Annotated in this window: 25 protein-coding genes and 1 tRNA gene; 14 read left to right on the top strand and 12 right to left on the bottom strand. The window is 69.8% G+C overall.

The annotated features are described in order from the left end of the window. The first annotated feature begins 31 nt into the window (after positions 1-31). Together ACIBQ1_RS14370 and ACIBQ1_RS14365 are read left to right on the top strand one after the other, a co-directional pair. Positions 32-571 carry an alkylhydroperoxidase domain protein gene (locus tag ACIBQ1_RS14370; RefSeq protein WP_397277479.1) on the top strand — a complete coding sequence of 180 codons (540 nt, stop codon included), beginning with the start codon at positions 32-34 and terminating at the stop codon, positions 569-571. Next, complete coding sequence (locus ACIBQ1_RS14365) at positions 568-1,188, top strand: VOC family protein (RefSeq protein ID WP_397277477.1); 621 nt, start codon at positions 568-570, stop codon at positions 1,186-1,188. Before ACIBQ1_RS14370 ends, ACIBQ1_RS14365 begins: the two co-directional genes overlap by 4 nt. A 79-nt stretch (positions 1,189-1,267) precedes the next feature. Here ACIBQ1_RS14365 and ACIBQ1_RS14360 read toward each other — a convergent pair whose 3' ends face one another. From ACIBQ1_RS14360 to ACIBQ1_RS14350, 3 genes are read right to left on the bottom strand one after another with little or no spacing between them, the layout of a single operon-like run. Beyond that, on the bottom strand, positions 1,268-2,035 hold the full coding sequence (locus tag ACIBQ1_RS14360) for a MauE/DoxX family redox-associated membrane protein (protein WP_397277475.1): 768 nt from the start codon (positions 2,033-2,035) through the stop codon (positions 1,268-1,270). 14 nt (positions 2,036-2,049) lie between these two features. Then, the gene (locus ACIBQ1_RS14355) at positions 2,050-2,646 is read right to left on the bottom strand and encodes a cell wall protein (protein ID WP_397277474.1); all 597 of its coding nucleotides are present in this window, start codon (positions 2,644-2,646) and stop codon (positions 2,050-2,052) included. A gap of 10 nt (positions 2,647-2,656) precedes the next feature. Further along, positions 2,657-3,106 (bottom strand): hypothetical protein, encoded by a 450-nt coding sequence (locus ACIBQ1_RS14350; RefSeq protein ID WP_397277472.1) that lies wholly within the window; start codon positions 3,104-3,106, stop codon positions 2,657-2,659. Positions 3,107-3,259: 153 nt separating this feature from the next. Here ACIBQ1_RS14350 and ACIBQ1_RS14345 point away from each other — a divergent pair, with 153 nt between their 5' ends. The 8 genes from ACIBQ1_RS14345 to ACIBQ1_RS14310 all read left to right on the top strand — a co-directional run bounded on the left by ACIBQ1_RS14345 (position 3,260) and on the right by ACIBQ1_RS14310 (position 11,705). Next, a complete protein-coding gene (locus tag ACIBQ1_RS14345; protein ID WP_397277470.1) occupies positions 3,260-4,108 on the top strand; it encodes an alpha/beta fold hydrolase in 849 nt (282 codons plus the stop codon). Positions 4,109-4,206: 98 nt separating this feature from the next. Further along, entirely contained in the window at positions 4,207-5,088 is an 882-nt protein-coding gene (locus ACIBQ1_RS14340; RefSeq protein WP_397277468.1) for a siderophore-interacting protein, read from the top strand. An 11-nt stretch (positions 5,089-5,099) separates the two neighbouring features. Then, a complete protein-coding gene (locus ACIBQ1_RS14335) occupies positions 5,100-6,116 on the top strand; it encodes an iron-siderophore ABC transporter substrate-binding protein (RefSeq protein ID WP_397277467.1) in 1,017 nt (338 codons plus the stop codon). Next, positions 6,113-7,123: a FecCD family ABC transporter permease gene (locus ACIBQ1_RS14330; RefSeq protein WP_397277466.1), complete on the top strand. Its 1,011-nt coding sequence runs from the start codon at positions 6,113-6,115 to the stop codon at positions 7,121-7,123. The genes ACIBQ1_RS14335 and ACIBQ1_RS14330 overlap by 4 nt, the downstream gene beginning before the upstream one ends. Next, entirely contained in the window at positions 7,120-8,139 is a 1,020-nt protein-coding gene (locus ACIBQ1_RS14325; RefSeq protein WP_397277465.1) for a FecCD family ABC transporter permease, read from the top strand. The genes ACIBQ1_RS14330 and ACIBQ1_RS14325 overlap by 4 nt, the downstream gene beginning before the upstream one ends. Before the next feature lie 112 nt (positions 8,140-8,251). Next, the gene (locus ACIBQ1_RS14320; protein WP_397277462.1) at positions 8,252-9,637 is read left to right on the top strand and encodes a family 2B encapsulin nanocompartment shell protein; all 1,386 of its coding nucleotides are present in this window, start codon (positions 8,252-8,254) and stop codon (positions 9,635-9,637) included. Between the two features lie 38 nt (positions 9,638-9,675). Further along, complete coding sequence (locus ACIBQ1_RS14315; RefSeq protein ID WP_397277460.1) at positions 9,676-10,842, top strand: family 2 encapsulin nanocompartment cargo protein terpene cyclase; 1,167 nt, start codon at positions 9,676-9,678, stop codon at positions 10,840-10,842. 17 nt (positions 10,843-10,859) lie between these two features. Beyond that, a complete protein-coding gene (locus tag ACIBQ1_RS14310) occupies positions 10,860-11,705 on the top strand; it encodes a geranyl diphosphate 2-C-methyltransferase (protein ID WP_397277458.1) in 846 nt (281 codons plus the stop codon). Between the two features lie 226 nt (positions 11,706-11,931). Here ACIBQ1_RS14310 and ACIBQ1_RS14305 read toward each other — a convergent pair whose 3' ends face one another. The 3 genes from ACIBQ1_RS14305 to ACIBQ1_RS14295 all read right to left on the bottom strand — a co-directional run bounded on the left by ACIBQ1_RS14305 (position 11,932) and on the right by ACIBQ1_RS14295 (position 14,086). Continuing rightward, positions 11,932-13,029, bottom strand: a complete 1,098-nt coding sequence (locus tag ACIBQ1_RS14305) for a hypothetical protein (RefSeq protein WP_397277456.1) — start codon at positions 13,027-13,029, stop codon at positions 11,932-11,934. Continuing rightward, positions 13,026-13,532: a SigE family RNA polymerase sigma factor gene (locus ACIBQ1_RS14300; RefSeq protein ID WP_397277454.1), complete on the bottom strand. Its 507-nt coding sequence runs from the start codon at positions 13,530-13,532 to the stop codon at positions 13,026-13,028. Before ACIBQ1_RS14300 ends, ACIBQ1_RS14305 begins: the two co-directional genes overlap by 4 nt. Before the next feature lie 119 nt (positions 13,533-13,651). Continuing rightward, positions 13,652-14,086: a CBS domain-containing protein gene (locus ACIBQ1_RS14295; RefSeq protein ID WP_397277452.1), complete on the bottom strand. Its 435-nt coding sequence runs from the start codon at positions 14,084-14,086 to the stop codon at positions 13,652-13,654. A 144-nt stretch (positions 14,087-14,230) separates the two neighbouring features. Between ACIBQ1_RS14295 and ACIBQ1_RS14290 the strand changes: the two genes are divergently transcribed. The 3 genes from ACIBQ1_RS14290 to ACIBQ1_RS14280 all read left to right on the top strand — a co-directional run bounded on the left by ACIBQ1_RS14290 (position 14,231) and on the right by ACIBQ1_RS14280 (position 16,729). Further along, positions 14,231-14,581, top strand: coding sequence for a hypothetical protein (locus ACIBQ1_RS14290; protein WP_397277450.1), 351 nt, complete (start codon positions 14,231-14,233; stop codon positions 14,579-14,581). Between the two features lie 12 nt (positions 14,582-14,593). Beyond that, entirely contained in the window at positions 14,594-15,436 is an 843-nt protein-coding gene (locus tag ACIBQ1_RS14285) for a universal stress protein (protein WP_397277448.1), read from the top strand. Positions 15,437-15,679: 243 nt separating this feature from the next. Further along, the gene (locus tag ACIBQ1_RS14280; RefSeq protein WP_397277446.1) at positions 15,680-16,729 is read left to right on the top strand and encodes a cellulose binding domain-containing protein; all 1,050 of its coding nucleotides are present in this window, start codon (positions 15,680-15,682) and stop codon (positions 16,727-16,729) included. Here the strand turns inward: ACIBQ1_RS14280 and ACIBQ1_RS14275 are convergent. From ACIBQ1_RS14275 to ACIBQ1_RS14255, 5 genes are all read right to left on the bottom strand, one after another. Then, a complete protein-coding gene (locus ACIBQ1_RS14275) occupies positions 16,726-17,211 on the bottom strand; it encodes a YbaK/prolyl-tRNA synthetase associated domain-containing protein (RefSeq protein ID WP_397277444.1) in 486 nt (161 codons plus the stop codon). The genes ACIBQ1_RS14280 and ACIBQ1_RS14275 overlap by 4 nt on opposite strands. After that, a complete protein-coding gene (locus ACIBQ1_RS14270) occupies positions 17,201-17,503 on the bottom strand; it encodes an ArsR/SmtB family transcription factor (protein WP_397277442.1) in 303 nt (100 codons plus the stop codon). The genes ACIBQ1_RS14275 and ACIBQ1_RS14270 overlap by 11 nt, the downstream gene beginning before the upstream one ends. A gap of 36 nt (positions 17,504-17,539) precedes the next feature. Then, positions 17,540-18,202, bottom strand: a complete 663-nt coding sequence (locus ACIBQ1_RS14265; protein WP_397277441.1) for an AIM24 family protein — start codon at positions 18,200-18,202, stop codon at positions 17,540-17,542. A gap of 227 nt (positions 18,203-18,429) precedes the next feature. Next, complete coding sequence (locus ACIBQ1_RS14260) at positions 18,430-19,104, bottom strand: hypothetical protein (protein WP_397277439.1); 675 nt, start codon at positions 19,102-19,104, stop codon at positions 18,430-18,432. Between the two features lie 25 nt (positions 19,105-19,129). Then, positions 19,130-19,519, bottom strand: coding sequence for a response regulator transcription factor (locus ACIBQ1_RS14255; protein WP_397277437.1), 390 nt, complete (start codon positions 19,517-19,519; stop codon positions 19,130-19,132). A 115-nt stretch (positions 19,520-19,634) separates the two neighbouring features. Between ACIBQ1_RS14255 and ACIBQ1_RS14250 the strand changes: the two genes are divergently transcribed. Then, a tRNA-Arg gene (locus ACIBQ1_RS14250) sits at positions 19,635-19,706 on the top strand. Positions 19,707-20,217: 511 nt separating this feature from the next. On the opposite strand, the gene ACIBQ1_RS14245 is transcribed toward ACIBQ1_RS14250, so the two are convergent. Beyond that, the gene (locus tag ACIBQ1_RS14245; protein WP_397277435.1) at positions 20,218-20,820 is read right to left on the bottom strand and encodes a hypothetical protein; all 603 of its coding nucleotides are present in this window, start codon (positions 20,818-20,820) and stop codon (positions 20,218-20,220) included. Positions 20,821-20,998: the final 178 nt, after the last annotated feature.

The following is a 20,998-nucleotide window of genomic DNA, read 5'->3' as shown; positions in this document are numbered from 1 at the left end:
CCCGACCGGCGTTCACGCGGGAGCAGCTCGGGTGGGAGCCCTGGCTGACGCCCCTGGCCACGGACGAGCTGACCGACGAGCACTACGAGGCGCTGGTCGACAAGGCGCGCGCGAAGTCGCGTACTTCCTGCTCCTGGCCAGGGACCCGGCGATCCTGCAGGCCAGGACGAAGACCGACAACGACATCTTCTACAACGCCGACGGCGGGTTGCCGCGGGCGGAGCGCGAGCTGGCGGCGACGGCGACCTCGCGCCGCAACGGGTGCGTGTTCTGCGCCTCGGTGCACGCCCGCTTCGCCGCCCACTACTCCAAGCGGGCCGACGACGTGGACCGGCTGCTCGACGAGGGGGTCAACGCGCCCCAGGACGGCGAGTGGCAGGCGATCGTCGACGCCTCGGTGGCCCTGGCCGCCACCCCGGCCGAGTTCACCGCGAACCACGTGGCGGCGCTGCGGGCGGCCGGGCTCGACGATCTGGCGATCAGCGACGTCATCCACGCGGCGGCGTTCTTCAACTGGGCCAACCGGCTCATGCTCTCGCTCGGCGAACCCACGGAGGAGGCCGCGTCATGACGGCGGAGCTCGACCACCTCGTCTACGCGGTGCCCGACCTGGCCGCGGGCGTCATCGCGTTCGCCGAAGTCACCGGGGTGACCCCGGTGCCGGGTGGAAGCCACCCGGGCGGCACCGCCAACTACCTGGTCGGCCTGGGCGCGGGCGCGTACCTGGAGATCATCGGCCCGGATCCGGCGGTGCCGGGCGCGCGGCCACGCGCGTTCGGCCTGGAGACCCTCACCGCGCCCCGGCTGGCCGGGTGGGCGGTGCGGCCCGACGACATCGACGAGACGGTACGGCGGGCCCGCGAGCTCGGCGTCGACCCCGGCGAGGTCCAGCCCCTCTCGCGCCGCACCCCCGCGGGGACGCTGCTGGAATGGCGTCTCACCAGGTGGGCCGATCCGGCGGCGATCAACCCGGTGCCGTTCCTCATCGACTGGGGCCGGACCGCGCACCCGGCCGCCTCCGGGCTGCCGCAACTGCGCCTGGCCTCCTTCACGGCCACCCACCCCGACCCCGACGCGCTCCGGCGCGAGCTGGCCGCGGTCGGCGCGGAGTTGGAGGTCTCGAAGGGGCCCGAGGCGGCGTTGCGGGCGGTGCTCGACACCCCTCGCGGCCCCGTGGCCCTGGCCTGACGGCACCCGTGCCCGTCCCCGCGCGGACGGGCACGGGAGGTGCCAGGGGGCCTTGTACCTCGGATGATCGGTGCGCCGGTCAGGCCGCCACGAGGGTGACCAGGACGGCCGTGGGGTCGTTCCCGGCGAGGGGGATGGCGAAGACCGCCGTGCGCTCGCGGGCCCCGAAGACGACGAACCGCAGGCCGTCCTCGTCCCAGGTGTCCTGGACGTCGGAGGTGATCTGCGCGGACGCCGAGCAGTACGCGGGGCTGTGGTAGAGCAGGTGCAGCGAGGCGCCCAGCGGGACGTCCTCCGACGGGGGCACGGCGAGCGGGGCGCGCAGCCGTACGCGCAGGCGCCGCAAGGGGGTGAGCCAGTAGCGGTCCAGCTCCGCGGAGAGCGCCATCAGGGCCACGGCCTCGGCCAGGCCGAGCGCCACCAGCGGCGGGCCCGGGTCCGCCGGGACGGCCAGCAGGCTCGCGGCCAGCAGGAGCCCCGCGCGGGCGAAGGCCCGCACGTCCACCGGCTTGGAGTGGGCGCCGAGGCAGCCGCACGACGCGGTGGGCGCGGCCACGTACGAATAGGTGAGATACGCCAGGAACCCGGCGGAGAGCAGCGCGGCGAGCAGCGCAGTGACCGGGCCCATCCACGGCGAGACGGGCGGCAGCAGCAGGACGGCGGCCACCGCGAGCTCGGCCACTCCGACGAGCCGGAGCGCCGGGACCGCGCGCGTCGCGCCGACCAGCCGGGCCAGGGCGGTCTGCCCCGCCCGCGCCCGCATCCGCCGGCTGAACAGCTTCATCAGGCCCGCCCAGGCGAGGAACAGGGCGATCACGTACGGCTGCGTCGCGGCGATCCCGTGCATGCTCAGGCTCCTTGCTAGTGCGGGGAGAAGACGGTGGCGATGTCGACCTCGTTCGTGTCAGGCCGCCAGGCGCCGAGGATCTGCACGTGCTGGGCGACCTTCAGCATCGACAGGTCCGAGGTGGGCGGCGCCTCGGAGTGGATCGCGACCGACTTGCCGGCCACGACGTGGCACAGCACCTCTTTGCCGTTGTGGTCGAGGTGGATGGTCTGGTCGGTGATGTTCTTGATGTGGCCCTTGATGTTGACGATGTTGAGCCAGACCGACTCGGCGGCGAGGGTGCCGTCCGGCATCCGCACGCCGCGGGCGTACAGGCCGTCGCCGGGCTTGGCCGCGTCGAACGCCACGGGCCCGAGCTTCCACAGGCTCGTGCCGTCCACGACCTTGATGTTGTGGATGACCATGTTCGAGCCGAGGACGAGCAGCGTGTTGTCCTTGATCGAACGGATCCGGCCCTCGGCGAAGTTGGGGTCGGGGGCGCCCGGGTCGACGTCGAGCGCGGTGCCGGCGAAGGCCGCCTCGGGGCCGAGCGAACCCATCGCGCTCGCGGCCACGACCGTGGCGCCGCCGCCGAGCAGGGCGGACTTGAGCATGTCTCTTCTGCTGGTCATCGTCGCCCCCTCATGCCGCGTCGATCGAGCAGGGACGCAGGCCGGTGGAGAGGCTGGCGATCTTGCTGTACGCCGCGGGCGTGAGGTCGATGATCCGGTCGGTGGCGCAGGTCGAGCCGCAGCAGCTGCGCTCTCCGCAGAACAGGTCGGTCTGCGGGCCGCAGTCGGCGATGGAGGTGACGACGCTGACGCCGCTGCACAGGTTCGTGGTGCGGTGCTGGAAGCCGCAGGTCCTGCGCGAGAGGTTGAAGCCGCAGGTGTCGGGGTGGGTGATGGCCCAGCAGGCGTCGGAGGTGTTGGGCCACGCGTGCTGGAGGCTGCCGGAGTTGCAGGTGCCGCAGGCGCCCTTGCCTGTGGTGCTGCACGGTCCCCAGGCGGTGCCGCAGCAGAACCAGGAGACCTCTCCTTGGACCGCGGCGTACAAGTCGATGGGGGTGTCGGGGGTCTGGGTGCGCGCCATGCGCGTCCTCCTCAGGTGAGCTCTGGACGGTCTCGGTGGGGGGCCTGAAACTTTCCGACTCGATCTATGAGTACCATGTAAGGATTTTTCGTCAATGCCCCTATTTTTCGTGCTTTGTGGGGTCACGGGATCGTCCCATGATCTACTGAGGCCATGGAGACGACGGGCGTTGCGCAGGTGGACGGCATCCGGTTGCACTACACGCGGGCCGGTGACGGGCCGTTGGTGGTGCTGCTGCACGGCTGGCCGCAGACCGGTCACTGCTGGCGGCACATCATCGAGCCGCTGGCGGCCGAGTTCACGGTGGTGGCGCCCGACCTGCGCGGATACGGGCTGAGCGACAAGCCGGTCGCCGGCTACGACAAGCGGCGGATGGCCGCGGACATGGCGGAGCTGGTGGACGGGCTCGGCTTCGGGCGGGCCGCGGTCGTCGGGCACGATCGCGGCGCCCGGGTGGCCCACCGCTGGGGGCTCGACCGCCCCGACCAGATCGGCAAGGTCGCGGTGCTGGACATCGTCCCCACGCGCGAGATGTTCCGCCGCCTGGACGCGTCCGTGGCCGCGGGCTATTGGCACTGGCTCTTCCACCTGCAGCCCGACCTGCCCGAGCGCCTGGTGGGGCAGGACGTCCGGGGCTATCTGGAGTACTTCTTCGAGCGCTGGACGTACAACCGGCACGGCCTGCCCGCCGAGGCGGTCGACGTCTACGTCCGGGCGTTCAGCCGGCCGGGGGCCCTGCGCGCCGGGTTCGACGACTACCGGGCGCACGAGCGCGACCTCGCGCTCGACGACGAGGACGCCGCCGCGGGCCGCCGCCTGACCATGCCCGTGCTGGCCCTGTGGGGGTCGGTGGGGCTGCCCGCGCGGCTGCCGTCGGAGGAGATCTGGCGGGCCTACGCGGACGACGTCACGGCAGCCGAGATCCCCGAGTGCGGGCACTTCATCGCCGAGGAGCGCCCCGAGGCCCTGCTCGCTCACCTGCGCGAGTTCCTGCGCCGCTGACCGGGATGTGGGCGGGCGTGGCGCTCGCGATCGTGATGAGTTAGGTTAGCCTCACCTAAAGGTAGTGTGGGAGGCTGGCGTTGGTGGAGCCCTATCGCATGTTCGACGTGCGCGTGGCCAGATTGGAACGGTTGAGCCCATCGTTCCTCCGGGTGACCTTCACCGGTGAGGATCTGGGCTTATTCGCCGACAACGGCTACGACCAGCGGATCAAGCTCATCCTGCCCCTTGCCGACCACGGCCTCACCCATCTGCCCTACGGCCCCGACTGGTTCCCGAGGTGGCGCGCGCTGGAGGACGGCAAGCGCAACCCGATCCGCACGTACACGGCCAGGCTGGTCAGGCAGGACGAGCGCGAGGTCGACGTCGACGTGGTCATGCACCCGGGCGGCGACGGGCCGGTCGCGCAATGGGCGCAGGCGGTGCGGCCCGACGACGTCGCGGTGCTGTTCGGCGGCGACGCGCGGCACCCCGAACCGCACGGGAACGTGGTCTTCCAGCCGCCGGACGGCACCAGCACGGTGCTGATCGCCGGCGACGAGACGGCGGTGCCCGCGATCTGCTCCATCCTCGAACGGCTCCCCGACGGCTTCGCGGGCACGGCGCTCATGGAGGTGCCCTGCGAGCAGGACTTCCTGGAGATCCGCACGGCCAGCCAGGTGAAGATCGAGTGGCTGGCCAGGAACGGCGCCGGGCGCGGCGCCCTGCTGGAGCCGGCCCTGCGCTCGGCCGCCGGCCGGCTGCTGCCGCCGCTGCCGGTGCCGGACACGTTCGTCGACGTGGACGTCGACGTGGACGAGCTGTGGGAGGTGCCGGAAGAGGAGAGCGAGAGCAAGGAGCCGCTGTACGCCTGGCTGGCCGGCGAGGCGGCGGTGATCAGGAACCTGCGGCGATACCTGGTCGCCGAGCGTGGCATGGACCGGCGCGCGGTGGCCTTCATGGGCTACTGGCGCCAGGGCCGAGCAGAGCACAACGAATGAGGAGCCCTTCCATGACCCGCGCACTCGCCCTCGTGGCACTCGCCCTGATCACCATCGCGGGCTGCGGCTCGACGGCCCCCGCCGCCCCCTCGTCGTCGTCCTCCGCCCCGTCCTCCGCGGCCGCCGCCGTCAAGATGGCGCACAAGTACGGCGAGACCACCATCCCCGCCGCGCCCAAGCGCGTCGTCACCGTCGGCCTGCTCGAACAGGACACCCTGCTGGCCCTGGGCGTGACCCCGGTCGCGACCACGACGTGGATCGGCGACTACCCGGGCGCGATCGGCCCCTGGGCCAAGGACAAGCTGGGCGCCGCGGCCCTCCCGCAGGTGCTCAAGGACACCGGCAGCGGCCCTCAGCTCGAGAAGATCGCGGCACTCAAGCCCGACCTGATCCTGGCGCTCTACTCGGGCCTCACCCAGGAGCAGTACACGACGCTGTCGAAGATCGCGCCGACCGTGGCCCAGCCCAAGGAGTACATCGACTACGGCATCCCCTGGGAGGAGCTCACCAGGAAGGTCGGCATCGCCGTCGGCCGCGCCGCCGAGGCGGACCAGCTGGTCAAGCAGGTCGAGGACCGGTTCGCGAAGGTGCGCGCGGAACATCCGGAGTTCCAGGGCCAGACCGCGCTGATGGCCACCGTCTACGAGGGCTACTTCGTCTTCGGCAGCCAGGACCCGCGCTCCCGCATGCTCGCCTCGCTCGGGTTCAAGCTGCCCGACGGCCTCGACCAGGCGATCGGCGACAAGTTCGGCGCGAACATCAGCCGGGAGCGCCTCGACCTGGTCGACACCGGCGTGATCGTCTGGAGCTCCGCAGACGTCGCCAAGGACCAGGGCACGCTGCACGCCGACAGCGTCTACAAGGGGCTCGGCGTGGTGAAGGAGGGCCGGGAGGTCTTCCTTCAGGAGAACACCGACCAGGGTAACGCCGTCTCCTTCGTCACCGTGCTGAGCCTGCCGTACGCGCTCGACCAGTTGGTGCCCCGGCTCGCCGCTGCCGCCGACGGCGACCCGGCGACCAAGGCGTGAGACCCCTCGCGCTGTCGGTCGGGGCACTCGTCCTGTTCTGCCTGCTGTCGCTCTCGCTGGGCGCCCGCCAGATCCCGCCCGACCAGGTGCTGGGCGCCCTGGCCGGAACGGTGACCGACCGCGACGTCCTCGACGTGATCTGGTCCGTACGGGTGCCGCGCACGCTGGTCGGCGTGCTGGCGGGGGCGGCGCTCGGCCTGTCGGGCGCCCTCATGCAGGCGCTGACCCGCAACCCGCTCGCGGACCCGGGCGTGCTCGGCGTCAGCGCGGGGGCCGCGTTCGCGGTCGTCGTGTCCATCGGCGTGCTGGGCATCTCGGCGCTCGCCGGATTCGTCTGGTTCGCCTTCGCGGGGGCGCTGGTATCCAGCGTCCTCGTCTACGCGCTGGCCGGGCTGGGGCGCGACGGGACCACGCCGGTCAAGCTGGCCCTCGCCGGGGTCGCGGTGACGTTCCTGCTGAGCTCGGTGACCAGCGCGTTCGTGCTCGTCGACCCGGAGTCGCTGAGCCGCTACCGGTTCTGGTCGGCGGGGTCGCTGTCGGGCACGGGCCCGGACGTGCTGCCGCAGCTCCTGCCCTTCGTGCTCGCCGGGTCGGCGCTCGCCCTGGCCTGCGGGCCCGCCCTCAACAGCCTCGCGCTCGGCGACGACGTGGCCAGAGGGCTCGGCCGCAGGGTGGGCCTGGTCAGGGCGCGGGCGGCGGCGGCCGTGATGCTGCTCACCGGGGCCGCCGTGGCGGCCATCGGACCCGTGGTCTTCGTCGGGCTCGTCGTGCCGCATCTGGCCCGGCTCGTCGCCAGGCCCAGTCGACGCCACAGCGGCTCCGAGACCGACCACCGGCTGCTGCTGCCGCTGGCCGCGCTGCTCGGGCCCTGCCTGCTGATCGCGGCCGACATCGTGGGCCGGCTGGTGGCGCCGCCGATCGAGGTGCAGGCCGGGCTGCTGGTGGCATTCATCGGCGGCCCGTTCTTCGTCGTCCTGGCCCGCCGTAAGCACCTGGCGGAGCTATGACCCAGCTGACCTTCAGGCTGTCCGTGCCGCCCGTCTCCGGGGTGCTGCACCCGCGCGTCATCGTGGTCTGCCTGGCCCTGGCCGCGGCCGCGTTCCTGGCCTTCTGCCTGGGCATCGGGCTCGGCGAGGTCCCGCTCGGGCTCGGCGAGGTGGTCCAGGCGCTCTTCGGCGCGGGCGACCAGGGCACCGCGTTCGTCGTGGGAGAGCTGCGCCTGCCCAGGGCGCTGACCGGGCTGCTGGCGGGCGTGGCCTTCGGCGTGTCGGGCGCGCTGTTCCAGACGATGACGCGCAACCCGCTCGCCAGCCCCGACATGATCGGCGTCACGCAGGGGGCGGGCCTGGCCGTCGTCGCGGGGATCGTCATGGGCGTCGGGGGAACCCAGGTGCTCGGCTTCGCGGGCGCGGTGGTCGTGGCGCTGCTGACGTACCTGCTGGCCTGGCGGCGCGGCGCGAGCGGCTACCGGATCGTGCTCGTCGGGGTGGGCGTGTCGTGGATGTGCACGAGCGCCACCGAATACCTCATGGTCACCACCGGGGACTTCCAGGCGCAGCAGGCGCTGGGCTGGCTGTTCGGCAACCTGAACGCGCGCGAGTGGAGCCACGTGGCGCCGCTCGCCCTCGCCCTGGCCGTCCTCGTGCCCGCCGCGCTCCTGCTCGGCCGCTGGACGCGGGTGCTGCAACTCGGTGACGAGGTGGCCGTCGTGCTCGGGGCCCCGGTGCAGGCGGCGCGGCTGACGCTGCTGCTGACCGGCGTGGCCCTGGTCGCGTTCGGCACCGCGGCGGCCGGTCCCGTCGCGTTCGTGGCGCTGGCCGCGCCGCAGATCGCGCAGCGGCTGGCCCGCACCGCCTGGCCGCCGCCGCTGGCCTCCGGGCTCGCCGGGTCGTTCATCGTGCTGGCCGCCGACGTCGTCGCGCGGCTGCTGATCCCGGACGTGGAGCTGCCGGTCGGCGTGGTCACCGGCGTACTGGGGGCGCCTCTCCTGCTGTGGCTCCTGGCCCGCGCCCGCCGCCGCTAGATCGACGGCGGGCGAGCGGCCGGGTAAGCAGTACGTAGCCATCAGGACACTCTACGTAGCGTGGTGGGCTGACTACGTTCAGTGGAGACCCGCCGAGCGATTGCGAGGGAAAATGTCGACGGAGCCCCGGTTGAGCCTGGACACTCGGGCCGCGCGAAACTTGGCCACCACCACCAAGACGCGCCCGCAGATGCAGGCGATCACCTCCCGCTGGCTCCTTCGCCGACTGCCCTGGGTCGACGTGCGCGGCGGGACGTACCGGGTCAACCGCCGGCTGACGCACCACATCGGGCGCGGCCGGGTGAGCGTGGTGCTCAACGGGGCGGACGACGTGCGGATCGTCCCGCAGACGCTCCAGGAGCTCCCCCTGCTGCGCGGCATCGACGACCTCGACGCGCTGGCGGCGATCGCCACGACGTTCGCGCCGCGGGAGTTCCAGGCGGGAGAGGTCATCGCCCAGGCCGGCACGCCGATCACCGAGACGTACGTGATCGCCCACGGCCGGCTCGAACGGGTGGCCACCGGCAAGTACGGCGACCCGCAGGTCCTCGGCGTCATCACCGACGGTCAGCACCTGGGCGACGACGCGCTCGTGCAGGAGGGGCCCCTGTGGCCGTTCACCGTCAGGGCCGCCGGCTCCGGCACGATCCTGGCCTCGCCGCGGCATGAGATCCAGCAGCTGCTCGGCGACACCCCCGCCCTGCGCGAGCACGTCGTGCGCTACCTGGAGGAGACGCGCAAGCCGGTCAACCGCCGCGGCGAGGCGGCCGTCGCGCTCGCGTCGGGGCACGTGGGCGAGCCGGTCATCGACGGCACGTTCGTCGACTACGACATCCAGCCCCGCGAGTACGAGCTCAGCGTCACCCAGACCGTCCTGCGGGTCCACACCCGCGTGGCCGACCTCTTCAACGACCCGATGAACCAGCTCGAACAGCAGCTGCGCCTGACGGTCCACGAGATCCGCGAGCGCGAGGAGTGGGAGCTGCTCAACAACCGCGAGTTCGGCCTGCTGCACAACACGGAGTACGACCAGCGGATCAGCACCTGGTCGGGCCCGCCGACCCCCGACGACATGGACGACCTGATCAGCATGCGCCGCAAGACGAAGATGCTGCTCGCCCACCCCAAGGCGATCGCCGCGTTCTTCAGGGAGTGCAACAAGCGCGGGCTGGTGCCGGGCAGCGCGGACGTGGACGGCCACGAGATCCCGGCCTGGCGCGGCATCCCGATCTTCCCGTGCGGCAAGATCCCGATCTCCGGGCACCAGACCACCTCGATCCTGGCCCTGCGTACGGGGGAGGACGACCAGGGCGTCGTCGGCCTCTACCAGACCGGCATCCCGGAGGAGCACGAGCCGGGGCTGAACGCCCGGTTCATGGGCATCAACTCCCAGGCCGTGATGTCCTACCTGGTCAGCGCCTACTACTCGGTGGCGATCCTGGTGCCCGACGCGATCGGCATCCTCGAGAACGTCGACATCGCGACTCCCCGTTCCTGACCGCTCGACCCCGGCTCGACTCAAGGAAGGGGCGTGTCATGCCCGAGATCGCAGCAGGTCCCACCGGTCTGGGCACCTCCGCGCTGCGCCTCCCGATCTTCGACCGTCTTCCCGTGCCACGGCCCGACGCGAGGGACGGGCACGAGCCTCCCAGGACCGCTCCGGTGGACCCCGCGCAGGCGGCGCGCGGCGCCGCGTACCGCCACAGTCTCGCCCCGCTGTCCTACCGGGAGCGGCAGTGGGGCGACGGGTCCTATCCGCCGCTCTACTGCCCCGAGCCCGTCCGGAACGACCAGGCGCTGGGCGAGGAGGTGGACCGGCGGCTGGTGGCGTGGGCGGAGCGGATCGGCCTGCACGAGGGGCGCATGGAGGAGTTCCACAAGACCGGGTACGGGCGGCTGGCCATGCTCACCCACCCCGACGCCGACGACCCCGACCTGCTGCTGATCGCGGCCCAGATGAACGGCGCCTGGTGGGCGGCCGACGACTACTACGCCGACGAGACCGAGCTGGGCGCGACCCCGACGGAGCTGCCGCCCAGGCTCGCCCTCGTGACCTCGGCCATGGACCCGCCGCCGCCCGCGGGCGACTACACGCGCCAGCTTGAGGAGGCGATCGAGGCCGACCCCGTCCTGGTCTCTCTGAGGTCGTCCGTCAGCCACATCACCCGCCACGCCACCCCGTCGCAGGTCATGCGGATCTGCAACATCACCTCCCAGATGTACGTGAGCTGGGCCGCCTACGCCGCCTGGCGATACCTGGAGACGCCGCCACCCGTGTGGCGCTACCTCGCGGCCCGGCAGCACGACAGCTTCTACACGTCCATGACGCTGATCGACATCGTGGGCGCGTACGAACTGCCCGCCAATCTCTTTTCCGACAGGAGGTTCCACACTGCGCTCATGCAGGCGGGCACCGCCAGCGTCCTCGTCAACGACCTGCACTCCGTCGCCAAGGAGGCGGCCGACGAGCTCCCCGACTCCAACGTGATCCTGCTGATCGCCGCAGAAGAGGGGTGCTCGATCCGTGAGGCGACCGAACGCGCCGTGTCCATGCACAACGACTTCGTCAGAGGTTTCGAGGCCAGCCGGCTAGCGCTCGACGCCGTACCGTCCGTCGAGCTGAAGCGGTTCCTGCGCGGGGCGCAGGGATGGATGGCCGGGTGCGTCGAATGGCACGACACCACCAGCCGCTACAAGTCCTAGAGAAAGGAGCCCTGCCGATGACGGTCAGCCCCGTCCTCAGCACCTACTACCAGCACTCCGTCGCCGACTATTGGAACACGGAGAAGAACCCGGTCAACCTCCGCCTCGGCGAGGTCGACGGGATCTACCACCACCACTATGGCATCGGCGAAGTGGACTGGTCGGTCCTGGAAGGCCCCGAGGACACCCGCGAGAAACGCGTCATCGAGGAGCTGCACCGGCTCGAACACGCGCAGGCCGACCTGCTGATCGGCCAGCTCGGCGCCCTGCGGCCCGAGCACCGGGTCATGGACGCCGGCTCGGGGCGCGGCGGCTCCAGCCTCCTGGTCAACCTCAGGCACGGCTGCCAGGTCGACGGCGTGTCCATTTCCGAGTCGCAGGTGGCCTTCGCCAACGAGCAGGCCGAGAAGCGCGGTGTGTCCGACAAGGTGCGCTTCCATTTCCGCAACATGCTCGACACCGGCTTCGAGCCTGGATCGTTCCAGGCGATCTGGAACAACGAGAGCACGATGTACGTCGAGCTCTCGCTGCTGTTCGCCGCCCACGCCCGCCTGCTGAACCGCGGCGGCCGGTACGTGTGCATCACCGGATGCTACAACGACGCCTACGGCCTGCCCTCGCGTGCCGTCAGCCAGATCAACGCCCACTACATCTGCGACATCCATCCCCGCAGCACCTACTTCAGGGAGATGGCGGCCAACCGGCTCGTCCCCATCAACGTCATCGACCTCACCGCCGCCACCATCCCCTACTGGGAGCTGCGCGCCAAGACCAACCTCGCGACGGGGATCGAGCAGGCGTTCCTCGACGCGTACAAGGACGGCAGCTTCCAGTACCTGCTCATCGCCGCCGACCGCATCTGACGGCGTCCGATCCCCCTCCATTCAGCAAATCCAGCGCCTGGTCCGTCTGAGGGGAGACGACCCTCGGTGCGCGCGCAGGAAGGAGGGCTCGTCCGAACGGGACCTGCCCATGTCCTCGGTGCTCGGGCTGGGCGACGGCCGGTTCATCGCCGTCGACCCGCCTCGTGCCGCGGGCGGTCCAGAACGTGATCACCGACCTGGCCAGGATCCGCCGATCCCCTTGCGGCTATTTCCCGCTGGCGGTCCCGGGCAGGACCAGCCACTCCAGGCGCGAGGGAAGGTCGGTGAGGTGCCTGGCCTTCCCGGTCTCGATGTTGACCGCGTAGGTGCCGAACGTCCTGCCCCTGCTGAGGACCACGACCTCGGACGGGCTCTGCCAGACGGAGACGCCGCCGATGCCGGCGTTCTTCGGCAGACCGCTGATCAGCACCTTCCGGCCGATCCGCCCGGTCTTGGCGTCGAGGACGGTGAGCGTCGTCCTGTGCTGGTCCTTGAAGTCGTGGGCGACCAGCGTGCGGCCGTCCGGAGCGATCTCGCTGAACTGGATGAACGTGCCGTCGAAGCGCGCCGGCCTGCCTCCGCCGGTGACGGGCATCATCCACATGTCGGTCTTGACGTAGCGGACCAGCTCGGCGACGCCGCCCTTGATGCTGATGATCTCGAACGTGTCGGGTACCCGGACCGTCTTGCCGGTGCGCACGTCGATCAGCAGGCTGGTGTCCTTCGTGCTCCCCACGCGCGGATCGAAGCCCACGTACCGGCCGTCGTCGGAGACGACGAGCTGGCTGCCCATCTGGATCTGCTCCTCCTTCACCTTGAAGGGGGAGGTCGTCACGGCGCCGGTCGTCAGGTCACGGACCACGTGGGCCTGGGCCTCGCGGCTGTAGTAGGCCAGCCTGCGCCCGTCCCGGCTGATCGCGAAGGGGACGCGACCGCCCTTGCGGGTGTTGACCAGTGCCTGCGGCACCTGGTACGTCTTGCCGGCCCGGGTCACCACCCGCCACTTCTGGACCCGGCAGTTGGTGACCTGCTGGTCCTTGGAGACGTCGCAGGGCGACCTGTACGCGTACTGGATGGCGTCCACCTTGCCGTCGGGCAGGTCGGGCACCGTGTCCGCCTTCTGCGGGGTGGCCGGATAGGCGTCACGGGGCCAGACCACCACGGCGACCGCCATCGACGCCACCAGCGCCGCGACCGTCGCGACGGTGGTCGCCGCCAGCGTGACGCGCTCCCTGCGCCGGTGGCCGGCGATGGCCGCGTCGGCCAGGCTCACCAGCGGAGCCTCCTCCGCGAGACCGCTCAGCGCCTCGCGCAGCCTGGTCATCGAACTACCTCCTGCAGGTACGGGTCAGCCAGCTCGGGCGCGAGCGCGCGCAGGCGGGCAAGGGCATGATGGGTCTGGCTCTTGACGTTGCCGATCGAACAGCCGAGTGCCTCGGCCGTCTGCGCCTCGGTGAGGTCCTCCCAGAAGCGCAGCACGATCACCGCCCGCTGCTTGCGGGTCAGCTTGGCCAGCGCCTGGCGCAGCACGATCCGGTCGAGCAGGGCGTCGTCATAGGAGGCGCCTCGCTCGGGCGGTTCGGCGCTCAGCACCTCGGGCCGGGGACGGCGCCGCCAGGCGAGGTACTGGTTGACCAGCGCTTTTCGGGTGTAAGCCTCGGGATTGCCCTCCTTGGCCAGCTTGGGCCAGTGCTTAACGATCTTGGTCAAGACGCTCTGCAACAGGTCCTCGGCGAGGTGGGCGTCTCCCACGAGCAGGTACGCGGTCCGCATCAGCGCTTGCTGGCGGGCGAGCACGAACTCGCGGAAGCCGTCGTGACGATCCAATGTGCTCTCCTCTCGCCCTTACCAATGCGGCCCGTGGGGCGAAAGGTTGCACATCCGTCGCTGCTTTCACATGGTGAGGGGGCCCCGCTCTGGGGCCCCCTCGCATCAGATAGATCGCGTCACGCGGGCGCGTAGACGCGGTGGACGAACTCGGCGAGCTTGTTGTCCGGCAGCTCCTTTGCCAGGTCGGCCTCGGTGACCATGCCCACGATCCGGTGGTTCTCGATCACGGGCAGCCGCTTGATCTGGTGCTGCTCCATCTTCTGCAGCGCCTCCTCGACGCTGCTGCGGGCATCCACCCACACCAGCCCGCGGGCCAACTCGCTCGCGGTGGTCCGGTCGATGTCCTTGCCCTCGGCGCAACAGTTGATCACGATGTCGCGGTCGGTGATGATCCCTTTGAGCCGGTCGTCGTCCCCGCAGATCGGCAAGGCGCCGACCGACAGGTCACGCATCATCTGCGAGGCCGTACGGAGGCTGTCGTGTTCGCCGATGCACTGCGCTCCGCGGTGCATCACGTCCTGAACCGTCTTTCCGAGTCCCGATGTGCCCATCTCTACCTCCTCCGAGAAGGTCGAAGGAATCTTCAGTCGAAGCCCTACCCCGGCTGCGGGAGATCGCACGAGGACGGGCGCGTTCGCGGGAGCGGTCGAGGTTTGACGAGGGCCCTGGGCGGTATGGTCCCCATCAGGGGAAATATGAAAAAGATCGCCGCTGTCGCAGGACTCGTGGCCTTGGCCACGTACGGCGTGACCGCCGCAGCCCTTGCGGACGGTACCGCCCAGCAGGAAGTGAGTCAGCAGCAGTACGACACCCTCATCTCCCAGTGCCGTTATGCCGACCAGGGCAAGGCGAAGTGCCGTCGAGCGGTCAAGGAGATGTACCGCATCGGCAAATTCGACAAGACGCTCGACTGTCGCACCTATTCCGGTGTGACCGTATGCGGCACCCTCAAGCTCAGCCAGTCCGAACGCCAGTGCATTCGCTCCTCCGTCTCCGCGGGACTGTCGTACCGGCGCGCCGAGGTGGAGTGCTACGCCTTCGCCTGAGGAGTCAGTTCCATGATCATCGTCGGCGTCGACGGTTCCCGAACCGGGCTCGACGCCGCCGGCTGGGCCGCCACGGAGGCGGCGCTGAGACATGTGCCGCTTACCGTGGCGCACGCCGTTCCGAAGTGGGTGTGCGAGGAAACCGGCGGACACTACCCCGAGATCGGCCGGTGGATGCGCGGGGGCGCGCAATCGGTGCTGGTCTCCGCGCGGGACCGCGCCCTGCGGGAGCGGCCGGGGGTCGTGGTGGAGACCGTCCTGCTTCCGGGCGATCCCCGCTCCGCCCTGGTCAAGGCCTCGGAGAACGCCGAGCTGCTGGTGGTCGGCAGCCGGGGCGTCGGCGGTGTGCGCGGGCTGCTGGTGGGGTCCGTCGCGTACGGCGTGGCCGCGCACGCGCTCACGGACGTCGTCCTGGTACGCGCTCGTCCCTCGACCCCGCGGGGCGAGATCGTGGTGGGGGTCGACGGCTCTCCCGGGGGCGTGCGGGCGCTCGACTTCGCGTTCGCCGAGGCCGAACTGCGCAGCGCGAATCTCCATGTCGTACACGCGTGGGCCTGGCCGCACCCGAGCGGGTTCGAGCCGGCAGACCGCGGCAGGGCGGGGGACCGGTCGCGTGAGCTGGACGAGCTGCTGGCGGGGCATCGGGAGCGGCGTCCTGGCGTGGAGGTGGTGGCGGAGATCGTGCACGGTCATCCCATCGAGGTGCTGCGGGAGGCGGCGGCCGGCGCGGACCTGCTGGTGGTCGGCACGCACGGGCGCAGCCAGTTCGCCGGGATGCTCATGGGCTCGATCAGCCAGGCCATGCTCCACCACGCCCCCTGCCCGCTCGCCGTGATCCGCAGGAGCCGGGCCTGAATGTCACGGGCCTGAATGTCACGGGCCTGAATGTCACGGGCCGGTTCGAAAGTCACAGGCCGGTCTGAATGTAACAGGCCGGTCTGAATGTCACGGGCCGGTTCGAAAGTCACAGGCTGGTCTGAAAGTTACACGCCGGTCCGCGCGTTCGCGCAGGTCGCCGCCGCGTGCCTGGCCCGCCGCCTTCCCGTCGCGCGGGCGCCCTCCTTACGATCTGCGCAGGCTACGACGGGAGAGCAGACGATGCGCAGGACCAGCACCTTGCTGGCGGCGATGCTGGCATTCGCCGCGGCGGTGTTATTCGTCACGACCACGCAGGCGAGCGGTGCCGCCGCCACCCGGATCATGCCGCTGGGCGACTCGATCACCGGCTCTCCGGGCTGCTGGCGGGCCCTGCTCTGGAACCGGCTCCAGAGCACCGGCTACAACAACATCGACTTCGTCGGCACCCTCCCGCCTCAGGGCTGCGGCGTCTCGCACGACGGCGACAACGAGGGCCACGGCGGCTTCCTGGCCACCAACATCGCCAATCAGAACCAGCTGCCCGGCTGGCTCTCCGCGACCAAACCCGACATCGTGCTGATGCACCTCGGCACGAACGACGTGTGGAGCAACATCGCGCCGGCGACGATCCTCAGCGCGTTCACCACGCTCGTGAACCAGATGCGCGCCAGCAACCCCAACATGAAGATCCTCGTCGCCAAGATCATCCCCATGAACCCGTCCACCTGCGCCGACTGCGGCCAGCGCGCCGTGAACTTCAACAACGCCATCCCCGCCTGGGTGGCCGCGACCACCACGCAGCAGTCGCCGATCACGGTGGTGGACCAGTGGACGGGGTTCAGCACGAGCACGGACACCTACGACGGCGTGCACCCGAACGCGACCGGTGACCAGAAGATGTCCGACAAGTGGTACCCGCCCCTGGTGAACGCCCTGTCGGGAATCCCCACCTCGACGCCCACCGTGACGCCCACCGTCACCCCCACCACCGGGGGAGGGTGCACGGCGACGTACAAGAACGCCAACCAGTGGCAGGACGGCTTCCAGGGCGAGGTCACCGTCAAGAACACCGGCGCCGCGGCCATGAGCGCGTGGACGGTGCAGTGGACGTTCGCGAACGGTCAGCGGATCAGCCAGATCTGGAACGGCACGCTGAGCGCGAACGGGTCCGCGGTGACCGTCCGCAACGTGGCCTGGAACGGCTCGCTCGCGCCGGGGGCCTCGACCACGTTCGGCTTCATCGCCTCGTGGAGCGGCACGAACACCGCCCCCACGCCCACCTGCTCCTAGCTGGCGGCGATGGCCGCCAGCTTCGGCTCGGCCAGCCGAACGTAGTCGTCGGTGGCCAGCGCGACGGACCGGTCGAGCCTGGCGGCGTTGAAGTACAGCTCGGGCTGGTCGAGCAGCGACGGGTCCGCGACCAGCTCGAGCCGGGGGTCGTAGCTGAACGGGAGCACGGTCCCGCTCACGCTGCCGGCCAGCTCCTCGGCCTTGTCCTTGCCGGCGAAGGCCACGTACGTGCCGTCCAGCAGCGCCTTGACCGCCTGCAGGTCGAGCCGGGCGTCACCGGGCACCACGGCCAGCACGTGGCGGGTCTGCTTCTTGCCGATCTTGACCATCACGACGAGGCACTTGGCCGCCTGCGCGACGTCGTGCCCGCGCAGGGCGCTGACCTCGTCGGTCCGCCCTTCCGGCGCGTGCTCGATCACCCGGTAGCGGGCGCCGGCGGCGTCCATGTCCGCGATCAGCCGCTCGTACAGCTCACCAGCCACTGCTCAACAACTCCTTCGCCGCGGCGATCCGGTCCTCGTCGCGCTGGTAGAACACCCACTGCTTGATCCTCTTGCCGCGGATCAGGCCCGCCTTGGCGAGCACCTTGAGGTGCTCGCCGCAGGTGGGCTGGCTCACGCCGAGCTTCTCGGCGATGAAGAGCGAGCAGACTCCGTCACGTACGAGGTCGCCGTCGCGCTGTGGCGGGAAGTGGCGCTCGGGATCGCGCAGCCAATCGAGGATCCGCAGCCGCTTGTCATTGGCCAGCGCCTTGACCAGGTCGACGTCCAGCACATAGGCATTATGGCAATTAGCTAATTGCCTGTCTACCTATGACTGGGTCACGATAGGGGCCCCTTCGCTGGCCTGCACCAGCACGAACCCCTGCCCGCTGAACGCCAGCTGCATGGCCTCCCCGCTGCCCCGCCCGATCAACGCCCCCACCTTCATCGTCCGGTTGACGCCGACGCGCAGCCCGGTGCTCCAGCACACGGCGGACTGGCCGTCGGCGTACGTGGGCATGCCGGCGGCGTCGAGCAGCACCGGCGTGCCATGCGTGGTCACCGCCACCCACCCGGTCCCGGTGACCGTCGTGTTGAACAGCCCGCCCGCCGCGATCCCGGCCCCCTGCACGCGCTGGATGTCCCAGGTGAGCTGCGGCTGGAACGCCAGCAGGTTGCGCCCGTTGACGGTGATGCCCTCGTTCTCCAGGTAGAACAGGTGAATGTCGTCGGCGTTGTCGGCGAGGTAGAGCAGCCCTTCGCCGCGTACGCGCATGAGCTGCGCGCCCTCACCCGTCACGGCCTTCTTGAGCAGCTTGCCGATCCCGCCGCCCTCGTAGTCGAAGTCCATCTTCCCTTGGAAGGCGACCATGGAGCCCTGCTTGGCCAGGACTTCGTGCGGCAGTTGCACGCGCAGCATCTTGCCGTTCTGGAGCGCGAAGCCGGGTGGCAACTGCTGGGAGTCGAGATTGCCGAAAATAGAGCTACGCACGGCGGGACCTTCCTGGGTCGGGACAACCTGTGGGACAGACAGACGCTAGGGCCACCGTACGCAAACATTCCACAAAAGAAGCAGCGAAGCATCGCCCGCCCCGAACCCGCACCGGCGCACCGCCCCGGGTCCGCACCAGCGCCCACGCGGGCGCACCGCCCCGGGGGCCGCACCAGGGCTCGCGCTGGGCGCATCGCACCGAGGCCGCCCTACGCCTACACGTACACCTACACCTTTCGCCGCGCCTCTTCGACCCACCCCAGCACAGCCGCCGCCTTCTCGGCCTCCGCGATCTCAGCGGCCTCGTCCAGCACCGCCACGGCGTCATCACGCCGCCCTTCGGCCACGGCGATATAAGCCAGCCCCACCAGATTGGCCGCCACACCGGCCATGAACCCGAGCTCCCTGCGCAGTCGTACGGACTCCTCCAGCCGCTCCCGCGCCACCGGCAGCCGCCCGGCCATGTGCTCGGCGATCCCCTGGTGGCGCAGGACGTACGAGAGCGTCAACTTGTCGCCGGCCTGCGCCGCCAGCTCATGGGCCCGCTCGAAAGCCGCTGCCGCCGGCGCCTCATCCCGCCGGACGACCTGGTGGAAGATCCCCACCCAGAGCAGCGCCTCGCCCTCACCCCGAACATCCCCGGCCAGCCGGTAGAGCTCCGCCGCCCTCTCGAACAGCTCCAGCTCACCCGCGCCCGCGTCCTCGCCCTGCCCGTCCAGAGACCGGGCATGTACGATCCGCCCCCGTGCGAGAGCCAGATCGGCCTCCACACCGTTCAACTCCCGCTCGGCGGCCTCCAGCCCAGCCACATCCCCGCCGAAAACGGCCCGCTCATAGAGCTCATTGGCCCGCTCAAGCCGCCCGTCCACACCCACCACTCCCACCGCATCCTCGGACGCCACGTGGGGAGCGAAGACCCGGGCCGCACTACCCCTTGCCGGCCGCCGTCGCCAGATCCCGTACGACCTGAATCAACTCGGCCGGATCGAACGGCTTGGTCAGATAAGCGTCGACCCCGATCCCCAGCCCCCGCCGCCTATCATCGTCCTGCGCCCGCGCCGTGATCAACACGACCTTGATGTGACGGGTGGCCTCCTCGGTCCGCAACTTCTGCGCCGTCGTCCACCCGTCCAGCAACGGCATCATCACGTCCAGGGTGATGACGTCCGGCATGACGTCGAGCACGCGATCAAGGCAGTCCTGCCCATCGGTGGCGGTCGCGACCTCGAACCCCTCCAGGTTCAGGTTGACCGCGATGAGCTGCCGGATGACCTCGTCGTCATCCACGACCAGTACTTTCCCAAGAACCTCGCCCACGGGCGCCAAGTTAACCCGTAGCGGGGTTGTCACGGGCGGTTTTCGCCGGATGTGTTCAAGGACCTTTATCCTGTGCCGAGTGGTGCCGGGATGCTGATAGCCTTTCACTCGTCGAGCCCCCTTAGCTCAGGGGATAGAGCACCGGCCTCCGGAGCCGGGTGCGTAGGTTCGAATCCTACAGGGGGCACTCGAGATCTACATCGTAAGATGCGCCTGGACCTGCTGAAACGCAGGTCCTTTCGCGTTCCGGGTATGCCACTGGGTGTCGCCGATGGCAGCCAGATGCCCGTGATCACGTACGAGGAGCGTACGGATCTTGAGACCACTCCAGCAGCCTGATCGAAGTGGTCCATCGCGGCGACATCCTGATGCCAACCTGAGCGGACAGCAATGACCGCGAGGCCGAGCGGAAGAGCGCCCCCATCTCACCGTCCGGCGATCTCGTCATCTCGATCGTTCGCCCGAAGCGACGCGGTCCGGTCGCGGTCGAATGCACCAGTTGCGATGACGGGGTCGCGATCCACGCGCCGTGGCAGGACCGGCTGAACCGTTAATCGATGACGGTCACGGTGCTGGCAGGCCGCAGCGGTGGCTGCGTGGATGTCGTACTGGCATGCAGTGGCGGTGATCGAGAGCCGGGCGAGATGGCGCCATCTCCCCGGTGGTGCCCCCGGCCGGGCGCAGTTCGCGGGCGAAGGCTACATCTTCACGAGCCTCCGCGAAATTAGTTGGTCGACGAGGAATGCCATGGTCGTTGCGGCATCTGCGGGAGGCACCTCGATGGTGATGGGGGCGTGCTGACGAGCGAGCGCTGCGTAACCATGGCGAACTTGATCACGGTTGAGCTCATCCCTTTCGAAGGGGGAGGTAAATAGAAATATTAAGTCTGCTGGCTGGCTCGCCCAAACTGAGTTGATCACTCCGAAGAATGCATCTTCATCCACGCCGAGGCTGGCTAGGTCGCTGCCATGCCAGCCGTAGGCCACGGTGGACCACCACCAGCGGTCGAGTACCACGCCGCGCTCTTGGCGAGCATCCGCAATTGCGGTGATGTTCTCTGCGTGACATGCGAGGTGTAGAAGCTGACGCGCTAACGATGACTTGATCTCGACGTCCTCGGTAAGGGCGTAGATGCTGGTTGTCACAGGGGTCAAGCCGGACGGCATGTGTGTGAACAACGGGGCGGGAGTGGCCCAATCGAGGTTGGACAGCAGTTGGTGTTGAGTAGTTTTTCCGCTGCGGTCCAGGCCCTCGAGTACCACGAGTGCGCCCGGCCGGAAATGTAGTTTCTGCTGCTCCACTTCGCACCTCTCAGGCGGAGGTCTTTCTTGCAAGAGTAGAGCGGCTCGGGCGCTGGCTCGCTTTAAGGCCCCGGGCTTTCTCCCAGGGCCCCGGCGTTCCTGGGTTCTGATGCGGTATGGCGACGTTGAGTGTTTGGCCAGGTGGAGTGTGAAAGAGCGCGACTTCTGCTGATCTTTC

The organism is Nonomuraea sp. NPDC050153 (assembly GCF_044460125.1).
Taxonomy (GTDB): domain Bacteria; phylum Actinomycetota; class Actinomycetes; order Streptosporangiales; family Streptosporangiaceae; genus Nonomuraea.
The sequence above is the reverse complement of the archived record's forward strand: the minus strand, read 5'-3'. Positions and strand labels throughout refer to the sequence as shown.

Excerpts from the sequence above, each read along its gene's own strand:
- ACIBQ1_RS14365 (WP_397277477.1), top strand. The coding sequence starts at position 568 with ATGACGGCGGAGCTCGACCACCTCGTCTACGCGGTGCCCGACCTGGCC.
- ACIBQ1_RS14360 (WP_397277475.1), bottom strand. The coding sequence starts at position 2,035 with ATGCACGGGATCGCCGCGACGCAGCCGTACGTGATCGCCCTGTTCCTC.
- ACIBQ1_RS14355 (WP_397277474.1), bottom strand. The coding sequence starts at position 2,646 with ATGACCAGCAGAAGAGACATGCTCAAGTCCGCCCTGCTCGGCGGCGGC.
- ACIBQ1_RS14350 (WP_397277472.1), bottom strand. The coding sequence starts at position 3,106 with ATGGCGCGCACCCAGACCCCCGACACCCCCATCGACTTGTACGCCGCG.
- ACIBQ1_RS14345 (WP_397277470.1), top strand. The coding sequence starts at position 3,260 with ATGGAGACGACGGGCGTTGCGCAGGTGGACGGCATCCGGTTGCACTAC.
- ACIBQ1_RS14340 (WP_397277468.1), top strand. The coding sequence starts at position 4,207 with ATGTTCGACGTGCGCGTGGCCAGATTGGAACGGTTGAGCCCATCGTTC.
- ACIBQ1_RS14335 (WP_397277467.1), top strand. The coding sequence starts at position 5,100 with ATGACCCGCGCACTCGCCCTCGTGGCACTCGCCCTGATCACCATCGCG.
- ACIBQ1_RS14325 (WP_397277465.1), top strand. The coding sequence starts at position 7,120 with ATGACCCAGCTGACCTTCAGGCTGTCCGTGCCGCCCGTCTCCGGGGTG.
- ACIBQ1_RS14320 (WP_397277462.1), top strand. The coding sequence starts at position 8,252 with ATGTCGACGGAGCCCCGGTTGAGCCTGGACACTCGGGCCGCGCGAAAC.
- ACIBQ1_RS14315 (WP_397277460.1), top strand. The coding sequence starts at position 9,676 with ATGCCCGAGATCGCAGCAGGTCCCACCGGTCTGGGCACCTCCGCGCTG.
- ACIBQ1_RS14310 (WP_397277458.1), top strand. The coding sequence starts at position 10,860 with ATGACGGTCAGCCCCGTCCTCAGCACCTACTACCAGCACTCCGTCGCC.
- ACIBQ1_RS14305 (WP_397277456.1), bottom strand. The coding sequence starts at position 13,029 with ATGACCAGGCTGCGCGAGGCGCTGAGCGGTCTCGCGGAGGAGGCTCCG.
- ACIBQ1_RS14295 (WP_397277452.1), bottom strand. The coding sequence starts at position 14,086 with ATGGGCACATCGGGACTCGGAAAGACGGTTCAGGACGTGATGCACCGC.
- ACIBQ1_RS14290 (WP_397277450.1), top strand. The coding sequence starts at position 14,231 with ATGAAAAAGATCGCCGCTGTCGCAGGACTCGTGGCCTTGGCCACGTAC.
- ACIBQ1_RS14285 (WP_397277448.1), top strand. The coding sequence starts at position 14,594 with ATGATCATCGTCGGCGTCGACGGTTCCCGAACCGGGCTCGACGCCGCC.
- ACIBQ1_RS14280 (WP_397277446.1), top strand. The coding sequence starts at position 15,680 with ATGCGCAGGACCAGCACCTTGCTGGCGGCGATGCTGGCATTCGCCGCG.